Origin of the sequence: Sphingomonas arantia (assembly GCF_042682045.1) — a bacterium.
Lineage (GTDB): Bacteria > Pseudomonadota > Alphaproteobacteria > Sphingomonadales > Sphingomonadaceae > Sphingomonas_R > Sphingomonas_R arantia.
Genome location: NZ_JBHUGS010000001.1, coordinates 555318 through 568033, shown reverse-complemented (window position 1 = coordinate 568033; position 12716 = coordinate 555318). Strand labels below are relative to the sequence as shown.

16 protein-coding genes and 1 pseudogene are annotated in these 12716 nt (G+C 69.0%); 5 read left to right on the top strand and 12 right to left on the bottom strand.

What is annotated here, in order from left to right; translation table 11 throughout:
* The first annotated feature begins 245 nt into the window (after positions 1-245).
* Both ACFSGX_RS02760 and ACFSGX_RS02755 read left to right on the top strand, forming a co-directional pair.
* Entirely contained in the window at positions 246-383 is a 138-nt protein-coding gene (locus tag ACFSGX_RS02760) for a hypothetical protein (RefSeq protein ID WP_380927291.1), read from the top strand.
* A gap of 151 nt (positions 384-534) precedes the next feature.
* Positions 535-726: a PspC domain-containing protein gene (locus tag ACFSGX_RS02755; protein ID WP_380927289.1), complete on the top strand. Its 192-nt coding sequence runs from the start codon at positions 535-537 to the stop codon at positions 724-726.
* Here ACFSGX_RS02755 and ACFSGX_RS02750 read toward each other — a convergent pair.
* Genes ACFSGX_RS02750 through ACFSGX_RS02740 form a run of 3 tightly spaced genes read right to left on the bottom strand, consistent with a single transcriptional unit; the run spans position 684 to position 3295 of the window.
* The gene (locus tag ACFSGX_RS02750) at positions 684-2225 is read right to left on the bottom strand and encodes an ABC transporter permease/substrate-binding protein (protein ID WP_380927287.1); all 1542 of its coding nucleotides are present in this window, start codon (positions 2223-2225) and stop codon (positions 684-686) included. The genes ACFSGX_RS02755 and ACFSGX_RS02750 overlap by 43 nt on opposite strands.
* Positions 2222-2986, bottom strand: coding sequence for an ATP-binding cassette domain-containing protein (locus ACFSGX_RS02745; protein ID WP_380927286.1), 765 nt, complete (start codon positions 2984-2986; stop codon positions 2222-2224). Before ACFSGX_RS02745 ends, ACFSGX_RS02750 begins: the two co-directional genes overlap by 4 nt.
* An 18-nt stretch (positions 2987-3004) precedes the next feature.
* Entirely contained in the window at positions 3005-3295 is a 291-nt protein-coding gene (locus ACFSGX_RS02740) for a 4a-hydroxytetrahydrobiopterin dehydratase (protein WP_380927284.1), read from the bottom strand.
* A gap of 54 nt (positions 3296-3349) precedes the next feature.
* Here ACFSGX_RS02740 and ACFSGX_RS02735 point away from each other — a divergent pair, with 54 nt between their 5' ends.
* The 3 genes and pseudogenes from ACFSGX_RS02735 (at position 3350) to ACFSGX_RS02725 (ending at position 5208) form a co-directional block, all read left to right on the top strand.
* Complete coding sequence (locus ACFSGX_RS02735) at positions 3350-3754, top strand: metallopeptidase family protein (protein ID WP_380927282.1); 405 nt, start codon at positions 3350-3352, stop codon at positions 3752-3754.
* Positions 3751-4308: pseudogene (ccmA, locus tag ACFSGX_RS02730) on the top strand (heme ABC exporter ATP-binding protein CcmA); the annotation flags it as partial. The gene ACFSGX_RS02735 and the pseudogene ccmA, both read left to right, overlap by 4 nt.
* A gap of 285 nt (positions 4309-4593) precedes the next feature.
* Entirely contained in the window at positions 4594-5208 is a 615-nt protein-coding gene (locus tag ACFSGX_RS02725) for a heme exporter protein CcmB (protein ID WP_380928213.1), read from the top strand.
* Between the two features lie 156 nt (positions 5209-5364).
* On the opposite strand, the gene ACFSGX_RS02720 is transcribed toward ACFSGX_RS02725, so the two are convergent.
* From ACFSGX_RS02720 to ACFSGX_RS02680, 9 genes are all read right to left on the bottom strand, one after another.
* Positions 5365-6234 carry a class I SAM-dependent methyltransferase gene (locus tag ACFSGX_RS02720; RefSeq protein ID WP_380927280.1) on the bottom strand — a complete coding sequence of 290 codons (870 nt, stop codon included), beginning with the start codon at positions 6232-6234 and terminating at the stop codon, positions 5365-5367.
* The gene (locus tag ACFSGX_RS02715; RefSeq protein WP_380927279.1) at positions 6231-7475 is read right to left on the bottom strand and encodes a M16 family metallopeptidase; all 1245 of its coding nucleotides are present in this window, start codon (positions 7473-7475) and stop codon (positions 6231-6233) included. The genes ACFSGX_RS02720 and ACFSGX_RS02715 overlap by 4 nt, the downstream gene beginning before the upstream one ends.
* Positions 7472-8872, bottom strand: a complete 1401-nt coding sequence (thrC, locus tag ACFSGX_RS02710; protein WP_380927277.1) for a threonine synthase — start codon at positions 8870-8872, stop codon at positions 7472-7474. Before thrC ends, ACFSGX_RS02715 begins: the two co-directional genes overlap by 4 nt.
* Positions 8873-9095: 223 nt before the next feature.
* The gene (locus ACFSGX_RS02705; RefSeq protein WP_380927276.1) at positions 9096-9698 is read right to left on the bottom strand and encodes an SURF1 family protein; all 603 of its coding nucleotides are present in this window, start codon (positions 9696-9698) and stop codon (positions 9096-9098) included.
* Positions 9695-10090 (bottom strand): DUF983 domain-containing protein, encoded by a 396-nt coding sequence (locus tag ACFSGX_RS02700; protein ID WP_380927274.1) that lies wholly within the window; start codon positions 10088-10090, stop codon positions 9695-9697. Before ACFSGX_RS02700 ends, ACFSGX_RS02705 begins: the two co-directional genes overlap by 4 nt.
* An 87-nt stretch (positions 10091-10177) precedes the next feature.
* On the bottom strand, positions 10178-10999 hold the full coding sequence (locus ACFSGX_RS02695; protein WP_380927272.1) for a cytochrome c oxidase subunit 3: 822 nt from the start codon (positions 10997-10999) through the stop codon (positions 10178-10180).
* A gap of 32 nt (positions 11000-11031) precedes the next feature.
* A complete protein-coding gene (locus ACFSGX_RS02690) occupies positions 11032-11601 on the bottom strand; it encodes a cytochrome c oxidase assembly protein (RefSeq protein ID WP_380927270.1) in 570 nt (189 codons plus the stop codon).
* The gene (locus ACFSGX_RS02685; protein WP_260160389.1) at positions 11598-11732 is read right to left on the bottom strand and encodes a hypothetical protein; all 135 of its coding nucleotides are present in this window, start codon (positions 11730-11732) and stop codon (positions 11598-11600) included. The genes ACFSGX_RS02690 and ACFSGX_RS02685 overlap by 4 nt, the downstream gene beginning before the upstream one ends.
* Complete coding sequence (locus ACFSGX_RS02680; RefSeq protein WP_380927268.1) at positions 11729-12676, bottom strand: heme o synthase; 948 nt, start codon at positions 12674-12676, stop codon at positions 11729-11731. Before ACFSGX_RS02680 ends, ACFSGX_RS02685 begins: the two co-directional genes overlap by 4 nt.
* Positions 12677-12716: the final 40 nt, after the last annotated feature.

The following is a 12716-nucleotide window of genomic DNA, read 5'->3' as shown; positions in this document are numbered from 1 at the left end:
GAGGGGGTTGGGGGTGGGGGCAGCGGCAACACAAGCGCTACAACGAAGGCGGACACCCAGTCGCTTGCACTAACCGTCAGCGCAGAATGCCAACTGTCGGCGTGAGACCGAACTATTAGACTCTGCCACCGTCGAGAAATCCCCAACAAACCCGCCAAAATCCAATCTGGCACGCCCATTGCAAACACCCTGACATCGCCAGCCACCTGGCCAGCGACCATTTCAAAGTCAGGGAAACCCAAGCAATGTCCGCCACCACCATCGCCCGCAAGATCGCCACCGCCGCCGTCGCAGCCGCCCTCTCCGCCACCTGCGTCATTGCCGCGGTCGGCCCGGTCGGCACCACCGCTGCCCCGACGCGCCACAGCGTCATCGTCGCCTGACCCCGAACCCCAACCGGACGATCCAGATGATCCGCACCCTCTCCGCCGCTGCAGCACTGCTGCTCTCCACCACCTGCGTCCTGGCCGCCGTCGCGCCCGCCTCCGGCATCGCCGCGACCCGCACCGCCTGAACCGACAAGGACCCGCCGCCATGAAGACCTTCACGCTCGACAAGTCCCGCGCCCGCATCATGGGCGTCTGCGCCGGCATCGCCGACAGCACGGGCCTCGACCCGCTCCTCGTCCGGATCGCCGCGGTGCTGCTGACGCTCGCCTGGGCCGGAAGCTGGGGCGTCGCCGCCTACCTGATCGCCGGCTTCTGCGCCCCCGTGCGACCCAGCTGACCGGCGAGCCAGCGCGCCGCCACCTCGGGCGTCGCCTTGTCGGTATCGCGGTCGACCATGTAGTTCGCCCGCCGCATCGCCGCCACCGGCACCCGTCCGACCAGCGGCTGCAACGCCGCCCGCACCCGCGCATCGCCCGCCCGCGCGCCACCGACCAGCAACAGAGCATCATAGGACGGCACAGCCCGCTTCGGATCGGCCAGCACCACCAGCCCGTCCGCCGCGATCCGCCCATCGGACGAGAATGCCGAGATCACATCCGCCTGTCCGCCCGACAGCGCGCGGTACATGAAGGTCGGGCTGTACGCGCGTTGATCCGCGAACCGCAGCCCATAGGCATCGCGGATCGTCCGCCACTCCGGCCGGTCGAGAAACTCCAGGTCCGCCGCCAGCCGCAACCCCGGCGCCACCCGCGCCAGGTCCGCGATCGACGAGATGCCCTTCCGCGGCTTCATCGCCAGCGCATAGGCATTTTCGAACCCCAGCGGCCCGATCACCCGCGCCCGCCCCGGCCGTGCGCGCAACCAGCCGTCGATCCCCGCCGCCATCGCGGGCGCCGCCGGCGTGTCGGTCCGCTCCATCGCATTGGTCCAGATCGTCCCCGCATAATCGACATAGACGTCGACATCGCCGCCCTCCAGCGCGCGCAACGCCACCGCGGAGCCCAGCCCCTCGCGGTACCGCACGTCGAACCCGGCCTGCTCCAGCCGCTCGCCGATCAGCCGCGCCAGGATATACTGCTCCGAAAAATTCTTCGCCCCGATCACGATCGCGGGCTTCGCCGGCCACCATGTGTATGCCGCCGCACCGCCTACCACCGCCAGCAACAGCAGGGCCGGCCCCGCCATCAGCCAGCGCCGCCCGGTCGCCACCCCGCGCTCGACCAGCGCCAGCAACGCGTCCACCGCCAGCGCCAGCGCCGCGCTCGCCACGCACCCCGCCAGCACCAGCGCGGTCGTCTCGGTCTGCAACCCCGCAAAGATCAGGTTGCCGAGCGACGGATAGCCCACCGTCGTCGACAGCGTCGCCGCACCGATCGTCCACACCGCCGCGGTCCGGATCCCCGCCATCGCCACCGGCGCGGCCAGCGGCGCCTCGACCAGCCGCAAGCGCTGCGCCGGCGTCATGCCGATCCCGTCCGCCGCCTCGATCACCGCCGGGTCGATCCCGCCCAGCCCCGCGATCACGTTCCGCAGGATCGGCAGCAGCGCATACAGTGTCAGCGCGAGCAGCGACGGCAGGAACCCCAACGCCGGGATCCCGCCCCCGACCAGCGCCGACAACCCGACGAGCACCGGATAGAACAACGCCAGCAACGCCAGCCCCGGCACCGTCTGGACCAGCGATGCGAACCCCAGCGCCGCCTGCCGCAACACCGGCCGCCGCGCCGCGAACACCCCGAGCGGCAAACTCACGACCAGCGCCAGCACCAGCGCGGCGGCGGCCAGCAGGATATGCGACGCCGCCAGCCCCGGCACCTGCCCGAACGCCGCAATCATGCCGTGCCCCCGTCGGCCAGCGCCTGCATCCGCGCCGCCTGCCCACGCGGCACCGCGACCAGCGCCGCCGCCGGCCCGTCCTCGGCACGCAGCATCTCGGCCGGCGTCGCATCCGCCACGATCCGACCCGCCACCATCACCAGCACGCGGTCCGCCAGCAGCAACGCCTCGCCCATGTCGTGCGTCACCATGATCGTCGTCAGCCCGCGCGCGACGTGCAGCTCGCGCACCGTCTGCCCGATCCGCTCCCGCGTCACCGGATCGAGCGCGCCGAACGGCTCGTCCATCAGCAGGATCTTCGCATCCCCCGCCAGCGCCCGCGCGATCCCGACGCGCTGCTGCTGCCCACCCGACAACGCCCGCGGCGACCGCTTGGCGACATCCGGCTCCAATCCGACCTGCGTCAGAAGCGCCCCGACATCCGGCACCCCCTCGCCCAACCGCGCCCGGATCGCGATATTGTCCGCCACCGACAGGTGCGGGAACAGCCCCACATTCTGGAACACATACCCGATCGACCGCCGCAGCACCGGCGCATCCCCGCCCGCGACCGCCACCCCCGCGACCCGCACCGCGCCCGCGTCCGGCTCCACCAACCGGTTCACCATCTTCAGCAACGTCGATTTGCCCGACCCGGATGTCCCGACCAGCGCCACGAAACTGCCCGCCACGATGTCGAGCGTCACCGCATCGACGACGATCGCGTCGCCGTAACGCTTGGTCACCCCCTCGAACGCGATCGCCGTCGTCGTCACATCCATCCCCTGCCTAAAGGCAAATCACCCCACCACCGCATCGATCGCCTGCGCCATCGCGACATCGCGCACCGACAGGCCACCCGCGTCATGCGTGGTCAGCGTCACGTCCACCCGGTTCCAGACATTGGACCATTCGGGATGATGATCCGCCTTCTCCGCCAGCAACGCGACGCGCGTCATGAACCCGAACGCCTCGCCGAAATCCGCAAACACGAACCGCCGCGTGATCGCGTCGCGCCCGTCGTCATGATCCCAGTCGGGCAGGCCGTCGAGCGCGTCGATCCGCTCGGCTTCGGACAAAGGTTCGATCATGCGGCAAGGCTCCCCGGCTGGTATCGTCGTCACCGCGACGATAGGGTCGCGGCCATGGATAAAGCAATCACCGGCCTCGCCCCGACCGCCGACGACATCGAGGCGATCGCCCGCCGCGCGCTGGCCGCGCTGCCGGAGGAATTCCGCGCCCACCTCGGCGACATCGCGCTGCGCGTCGAGGAGTTCGCGGATGAGGAGGTCCTCGACGCGCTCGAGATCGACGATCCGTTCGACCTCACCGGCCTCTATACAGGGCGCCCGGTCGGCGAGAAATCGGTCACCGACACCGCAGCCATGCCCGACATGATCCACCTCTTCCGCCGCCCGCTGCTCGACGAATGGTGTGAAACCGGCGTCACGTTGGAGGCGCTCGTCACCCACGTGCTGGTCCACGAGGTCGGCCATCATTTCGGCCTGTCCGACGCCGACATGCATGCGCTGGAGGCCGCCGCCGGATGACGCCGTCCTTGCGGCTCGAAGGCATCGCCGCCTGGCGCGGCGACCGGCTGCTGTTCGAGGGGATCGACCTCACCCTCGCCCCAGGCGACGCGCTGCTCGTCACCGGCCCGAACGGCGCGGGCAAGTCCACGCTATTGGCGATCATCGCAGGCCTGCTGACCCCACTCTCCGGCACCGTCACCAACACCGGCGGCCTGGCCCTCGCCACCACCGACGGCGACGCGCTCGACCCCCGCCTGCCCCTGTCGCGCGCTCTCGCGTTCTGGGCGGAGCTCGACGGCACCGCGACCCAGGTCGCCCCCGCAATGACGGCGATGGCGATCCCCCACCTCGCCACCGTCCCGGTCCGCATGCTCTCCACCGGCCAACGCAAACGCGCCGTCCTTGCCCGCACGCTCGGGAGCGGTGCCGGCCTGTGGTTGCTGGACGAACCCGCGAACGGGCTGGACACCAGCGGCCTGATCGCCCTGGCCGAAGCAATGGCGCACCACCGCGCAAACGGCGGCATCATCATAGCCGCCTCCCACCAACCCCTCGGCCTGCAAAACGCTCAACAGTTAATGCTGCAAGAAAGCCCTCTCCCCTCCGGGGAGAGGGTTGGGAGAGGGGAGCAACGCCCGCCCGAGGCCGCAACGCAAAACCAAACGCAACAGAGCCCTCCCCCCCACGGGGGGAGGGTTGGGTGGGGGGCGTCACTGGACGCAACGCCCCGACCGTTCCACCCGGAAACACCCCCCACCCCAACCCTCCCGCCGGTGGGGGGAGGGAGTACGGCCCCGCTTCAACATCGCGAGCAGATCTCAACCGGAGGAAGCAAAACCCCCCTCCTCCTCCGCGACATCACCCAACACTACACAGGCGGCGCGGCCCTCCTCCCCATCCTCTTCTTCCTCCTCGTCGCCACGCTCTTCCCCTTCGCCATCGGCCCGGACAGCACCCTGCTCGCCCGCACCGGTGGCGGCGCGCTCTGGATGGCGGCGCTGCTCGCGGCCCTGTTGCCGGTCGACCGCCTGATCGAACCCGACCGCGCCGCCGGCGTGCTCGATCAATATGCCGTCCGCGGGATCAGCACCGAACTCGCCGTCGCGTCGAAGCTGCTCGCCCACTGGCTCGGCTTCGCGCCCCCGCTGATGATCGCGGTCCTGCCCGCCGCCGCGCTCCTCAAACTCGACACCACCACCGTCACCCGGATCGAGGCCGGCCTCCTGCTCGGCACCCCCGGCCTCGCCGCCCTTGGCCTCCTGACCGCCGCGCTCACCGCAGGCCTCCGCGGTGCAAGCGCGCTCGCCGGCCTGATCATGCTCCCGCTCGCCATCCCGCTGTTGATCTTCGGCGCAGGCGCGCTCGGCGACACCGGCGGCGGCGCACTCAAGCTTCTCGCCGCGACCAGCCTGCTGCTAGTCGCAATCACGCCTTTCGCCGGCGGGGCCGCCCTACGGGCGGGGAAGGACTGAGCCGCCTACAAAGCGACGTTGTTGGGCCTGCCCCCAACCCCAACCCTGTTTTGGTTCGAGCCTGTCGAGAACCCCTGCGCAGAGTTCTCGACAGGCTCGAACCAAACGGGGTTATGCGGGGTGTTGAGGGATCAGAAGGCCTTGCTCAGCCCAACTTCAGTCCTTCACCCACCGCGCAAAAATAGCGGTCGGCATCAACAACCCACGCGCCTCTTCACGCACCGCCATCTCGCCGCACTCAACCCGCCCGCCCAGATCCGCCGTCGCCTGCCGCAACAACTCAGCGATCGCCAAAGCCGACATCCGGATCGCGTAGACCGTCAGCACCAGGAACTTCGACTCCGCATCCAGCAGATTGCGGCAATGCATGATCAGCCCCGGCAGATGCTCCTCCAGCCGCCAGACCTCGCCGTCCGGCCCGCGCCCGAACTTTGGCGGGTCGAGCAGGATGCCGTCGTAGCGCTTGCCCCGCCGCACCTCGCGCGCGGCGAACTTCACCGCATCGTCCACCATCCAGCGGATCGGCCGATCGCCCAGGTCCGACAAAAACGCGTTCGCCTTCCCCGCCTCGACCGATTTCTTCGATGCATCGACATGCGTCACCGACACGCCCTTCGACGCCAGCGCCAGCGATCCGATCCCGGTATAGCCGAACAGGTTCAGCACCTCGGACCGCTCGCCCACCCGCTCGCGCATCCACGACCACACCGGCGCCATGTCCGGAAAGAACCCCAGATGGCGGAACGGCGTGTTCTGCGCGGTGAAGCGCAGGTCGTCCCAGCGGATGTGCCAGCCCCCGCGCGGCACATCGCGCGACAGATGCCAGCGTCCGCCACCATCCTCGTCCGATGCGCCGATGAAGTCGCCGTCCGCCTCCCACGCGGTCGTCGCGGGGGCCCACATCGCCTGCGGTTCGGGCCGGATAAACCGGAACCGGCCATAGCGCTCCAGCTTCCGGCCATGCCCCGAATCGACCAGCGCATAGTCGTCCCACGGCTCCGCGATTATAGTCGTCAGATCGCTCATGCCGCTGCCTTCCCCGAACCGGTCAACGTACCGCCCACCGTCGCCAGCGCCTCGGCACCGCCGAGTGCCTTCGCCCCCGCCGCGCGTGCGTGCGCCACCGTCACCGCATCAATCGCCGCCACCGTCTCGGCCACCGGCACGATCCGGCCATGCACCTGCAGGTCGCGCGCCAGCCGGTCGCACCGCGCCGCCACCGACTCCAGCCCCATCAGCCAGCCGGCCTTCGCCTGCGACTTGGCCCGCGCCAGTTCCGCCTCGCTCAAATCGTCCGCAGTCTGCGCCAGCACGACGCGCGCCAAGGCCAGCGCCTCCGCCGCCCGCGGGCGCTCCGCTGCGCAATACAGCCCGAACAGCCCCGTCTCGGCATAGGTCTGCGTCCAGCTATAGATGCTGTACGCTAACCCACGCTCCTCGCGCAGCTGCTGGAACAGCCGCGACGACATGCCCCCGCCCGCCGCGGACGAGAACAGCGACAGCGCGTGCACGTCCGGATCCTCGTGCCCGACCCCGGCCCAGGCCGCCGCCAGATGGATTTGGTCGAACTTGCGCCGGTCGTGATGCGTCCCGCCACCGAAGGTCGCGCTGACCGCCGCCGGTGCGGTTCCCGCGGCCATGTCGCCGAACCGCGCCTCGGCCAGCGCCAGCAGCGCGTCCTCGTCCACCTTGCCGGCCGCCGCCAGTACCAGGCTACCCGGTCGATACTGCGCCTCGGTCCAGCGGCGCAGGTCGCCCGCGGTCAGCGTCGCCAGCGTGCGTTCGTCGCCCAGCACCGGCACGCCGATCGCCTGCCCCGGATAACAGGCCGATTGCAGGTGATCGAACACGATGTCGTCGGGCGTATCGTTCGCCTCGCCCAGTTCGGACAGCACGACCTTCTTCTCGCGCTCCAGCTCGTCCGGGTCGAACCGCGGCGCGCGCACCAGGTCGGCGATCATGTCGACGCCCAGCGCCAGGTCACCGGCCAGCAGCCGCGCATGATAGACGGTGTGGTCGCGCGCGGTCCACGCGTTCAGGCTCCCGCCGACATCCTCGATATCCTCGGCGATCGCGCGCGCATCGCGCCCGCCCGCACCCTTGAACACCATATGCTCGACCAGATGGGCCAGCCCGCCCTGCCCGGCCGCCTCGGACCGCGAACCGACATCGGCATAGACGCCCACCGCCAGCGTCTCGACCCCGTCCATCGGCTCCACCGCGATGGTCAGCCCGTTGGCCAGCCGGTGCACCCGCGCCGTCGTCATGCGCGCGGCCTCGCATGCGCCGCGACATGCCCCTCGATCGCCGCCAGCGTCGCGGGCAACGAAACGGAGCGCTCCGGCATGTCGAACAGCCCGGCGATCCGCGCGGGCAGCTCGGGTCGCCGCCCGATCGCCTGCTCCACCGCATCGCCGAACTTGGCGGGATGCGCGGTCGCCAGCGTCACCACCGGCACGTCGGCCGACAACCCGATCGCGCGCGCCGCGGCCAACCCGATCGCGGTATGCGGGTCGATCACCTGCCCCATCCGCGTCGCCGCGTGCTGCATCGCCCCGGTCATCGCCGCGGCATCCACCCGTGCGCTGACGAAGATGTTGCCCGCCTCCGCCTGCATCGCCGGGGTCAGCGCCATCCGCCGATCGCGATCGAACCCGCCCATCGCCGCGCACAGCGCCCCCGCATCGCGCCCGTGCAGATCGAACAGCAGCCGCTCGAAATTGGAACTCACCTGGATGTCCATCGACGGCGCGGCGGTCGCGGTCACCGTGCCCGCCGAATAGTCCCCGGCGGACAGCGCGCGGTGCAGGATGTCGTTGACGTTGGTCGCGACGATCAGCTTGGCGATCGGCAGCCCCATCCGCGCGGCGCAATATCCCGCGAAGACATCGCCGAAATTGCCCGTCGGCACCGCAAATGCCACCGGCCGCTCCGGCCCGCCCAGCCGCACCGCGGCGTAGAAATAATAGACGATCTGCGCCATCAGCCGCGCCCAGTTGATCGAATTGACCGCGGACAGCTCGAACCGTTCGGCGAACGGCCGGTCGGCGAACATCGCCTTCACCAGCGCCTGCGCATCGTCGAAACTGCCGTCGATCGCGATATTGTGGACGTTCGGCGCCAGCACCGTCGTCATCTGCCGGCGCTGCACCTCCGACACGCGCCCTTCCGGGTGCAGCATGAAGATATCGACCTTCGCCCGCCCCGCCAGCGCATCGATCGCCGCCGACCCTGTATCGCCCGACGTCGCGCCGATGACGGTCAGGTGGCTGTCCCGCCCGGACAGGAACCGCTCGAACAACAGCCCCAGCAGCTGCAACGCCACGTCCTTGAACGCCAGCGTCGGCCCGTGGAACAGCTCCAGCAACCAGTGCTGCGCATCCAGCTGCACCAGCGGCGTTACCGCATCATGCTCGAACCGCCCATAGGCCGCGACACACAGCGCGTGCAGGTCCTCGCGCGACAGGGCGTCGCCCACGAACGGCGCCATCACGATCGCCGCGGTCTCGGCATAGGATTTGCCGCGCAACGCCGCGATCTGGTCGTGATCGAACGTCGGCCACGTCTCCGGCACGTACAACCCGCCATCGGCGGCAAGCCCCGCCAGGGTCACGGCCTCGAAGCCAAGGATGGGCGCGGTCCCGCGCGTGCTGACATATTGCATGACCGCGCGGCTTAGCCCCGTGTGTGGCGAGGGGCAACCATCGCGGTCCGCCAATCAAGCCAGCCGGGGCCTCCCGCATCCCGGTCAAAACGAACGTTGGACCAAACCGCAACAGAACGCCCCTCTCCTTCAGGGGAGGGGTTGGGGTGGGGCCAACCTCGTCAACTGAGCAACGTTAGTGTGAGAGCGGCCCAACCCAGACCCGGAGAGGAAACCGAAAAGCTCAAACCCTCCGCCGCGTCAGCGCGATCACATAGATCACCAGCGCAATCGCGGCGAACGCGAACCATTGCACCGCATAGGCGAAGTGATTGTTCGGAATATCCTCCGGACTCGGCCGCAGGCTCGGCGTCAGACCCGGTGCCGCCTGGTCCGCAACGAGCAGCAGAACATGATCGCGGTCCGCATCGATCGTCCCCGTCACGCGCCCACCGGTCCAGCCGACCGGGTTCTTCGGGTCGCGCGACCATCCCATGTCCACCGCCATGCCCGGGCCCTCGGCCCCCGTCCGGCACTGCACGATATGCCGCCAGCCGCTCTCCCCCGTCCGGCTCCGCCCGGCCCGCGCGGTCCAGCCCATCGGTTCGATGCAGAACCCGCCACTCCGCCGGTACAGCAGCGCCCCGTCGCGCACCGGCACCGCCGGCCATGCGACCGCGGGCTTGCCCGGTGCCGCCGTATATTGCGCCAGCAACGCTCCCTTCTCGTGCATCCGCCGCACCTGCCACAGGCCCAGCATCGCCATGCCGATCGCCGCCGCCACGACGACCAGCGTCGCGACGATCGGAATGCGCAGCCGCGGCGTTGCGCTGGCTTGTCCAGTCACGGCCGATCCTCCGGCGCGTCCCCGCGGATCCGCCCCTCGCGCGCGTCGTTGCGATATTCCGCCAGGATCAGCATCCCCTTCGCCACGCGCAGCGACCCAACCACCGAGAGCAACGTCACCGGCGTCCAGATCAGGAAATGCACCCAGAAGGGCGGCGACACGGTCAGTTCCAGCGTGATCGCCGCGATCGTGATGATCGTCCCGATGCCGAGCGTCAGGAACGCCGCCGGCCCGTCATCCACGTTGAACTTCGCGAACTCGAGCCCGCAGTTCGAACAGGCGGGCGAGAACCGCGCGACACCCGCGAACAGCGTCCGCGCGCCGCAGCGCGGGCACAGCCCCTTCAGGCCGGCGGCGATATACTCAGGCGAGATGTGGAGGGGCTCGGTCATTCGCCCCAGATAGCATGATCCCCCCGGAACGCAGCGCGGTTCCGGAGGGATCGTGGCAGGACATAAGGTCCGGTCAGGCTTGGCGCCTCAGCCCGCGTGGATCGTCGCGCCCCAGCCGCCCCAGACGTAGATCGAGATAAACAGGAACAGCCACACGACATCGACGAAATGCCAGTACCAAGCCGCCGCCTCGAACCCGAAATGCTGCTTCGGCGTAAAGTCGCCCTTGTACGTCCGGAAGAGGCAGACCGCGAGGAAGATGGTGCCAACCAGCACGTGAAAGCCGTGGAAGCCGGTCGCCATGAAGAACGCCGCGCCGTAGTTCAGTCCCTTGAACGCGAACGGCGCGTGCATGTACTCATAGGCCTGGATCGTTGAGAACAGCGCACCCAGCGCGATCGTGCACCACAGCCCGGTCTTCAGCCCCTCGCGGTCGCCCTGCAGCAGCGAATGGTGCGCCCAGGTCACCGTCGTCCCCGAACACAGCAGGATCAGTGTGTTGAGCAGCGGCAGGTGGAACGGGTCGATCACCTCGATCCCCTTCGGCGGCCACACGCCACCGACCGCATCGACTGTCGACGGGAACAGCGAGAAATCGAACCACGCCCAGAACCAGCCGACGAAGAACATCACTTCCGACGCGATGAACAGGATCATCCCGTAGCGCAGGTGGAGCGACACCACCGGCGTATGATCGCCGGCATTCGCCTCGCGGATCACGTCCGACCACCAGCTGTAGAAGGTGTAGAGGATCCCGATCAAGCCGAGGAAGAACACCAGCCCGCCATGCGCGACGCTGTGCATCCACATGATCCCGCCCGACGCCATGACCAGCGCCGCCATCGACCCGAAGAACGGCCAGATGCTCGGCGGAAGGATATGATAATCATGGTTCTTGGCACCGGCCATCTGCGGTCTTCCCCTCTTGTCGTTGCTTGGGCTTAGCCCGCCGTCTCGGGCGAATCCACCGGATAGAATGTGTAGCTGAGCGTGATCTCGCTGACGTCGCGCGCATCGGGATCGTCGAGGATCTTCGGATCGACATAATAGGTCACCGGCATGCGCATCGTGGCGCCCGCTTCCAGCGCCTGGTTGGTGAAGCAGAAACACTGGATCTTGGTGAAATACTTGCCGACCTGGCTCGGCGTCACGTTGAACGATGCGCTGCCCGTGACCGGATGATCCGCCGCATTGGTCGCGTTGAAGAACGCCAGTTCGCGCGCGCCGATCGCGACCCGCGCGGTCTGCTGTTCCGGCGTGAACGTCCACGGCAGCCGCGAACTGACATTGGCGTCGAACCGCACCGAGATGATCTTGCCGACCACCGCGCCCGGAGCCTGCGCCAGTGTCGCGCGCTGCGTCGTGCCGTCGAACCCGGTATATTCGCAGAAGATCCGGTACAGCGGCACGCTGGCGAACCCCAGCCCGACCATCGCCGCGACGAGCAGCAGCATGAGGTTGCGCACGCGCCGGTTGCGCCCCGCGAGCGTCTGAGCCGCGGCCGTATTCACAGCATCTTCGCCATGCTGATCCCGAAGAACAGCACCGCCAGCGCGCCGAGGCACAGCCCCATTACGATCGACCGGCTCTTCTGCCGACGCCGCAGTTCGGCCTCCTGCGCGGGCGTGAGATCAGGCGTCATGCGAAGAACCGATCGACGACCAGCGCGCCGAACAGCACGAACAGGTACAGGATAGAGAAAGCGAACAGTCGCCGCTCCGGCTTCATCGCCGCCTGGTCGGTCTCGCGGCTGACCGCGACCTGCACCGCCATCGCAGCGAACACCGCGGTGAACACGCTCGCCACCACGCCGTAGATCGCGCCGGTCAACCCAAGCGGCCACGGCGCGACGGCCGTGATCGCCATCGGCACGGTATAGAGCAGCACCTGCGTCCGCGTCACCGTCAGGCCCGCGACCACCGGCAGCATCGGCACGCCGGCCGCCGCATAGTCGGTCTTCACATAGAGCGACAGCGCCCAGAAATGCGGCGGCGTCCACAGGAACACCAGCGCGAACAGCAGCACCGGAAGCAGGTCGACCCGCCCCGTCGCCGCGGCCCAGCCGATCAGCGCCGGAAACGCACCCGCCGCCCCGCCGATCACGATGTTCTGCGGCGTCCGACGCTTCAGCCAGACGGTGTAGATCACGACGTAGAACAGGATCGACACGGCCAGGATACCGGCCGCCAGCAAGTTCACCGCCAGCCCCATCAGCAGGACGGAGAACGACGCGAGCCCGACACCGAAGTGCAGCGCGGACTGCCGGTCCATCCGCCCCGCGGGCAGCGGCCGGTTGCGCGTCCGCTTCATCTTCGCGTCGAGGTCGGCCTCATACCACTGGTTCAGCGCACCCGCCGCACCCGCGCCCAGCGTAATGCAAAGGATCGCCGTGAACCCCAGTACCGGATGAATCGGCACCCGCGCCGCCAGCATCCCGCACAACCCGGTGAACACCACCAGAGTCAGCACACGCGGTTTGCACAGCGCGACGAAATCGCGCCACTCCGCCGGCATCGCCGCAACAGGTGCAGGCACGGCAGCGCCGTCGGCAGGGGCGGTCAGGTCAGGATAGGCGCTGGATGCCATGTCACTCGATCAAATCGGCGCCGCCCCATGGTCGGGACGG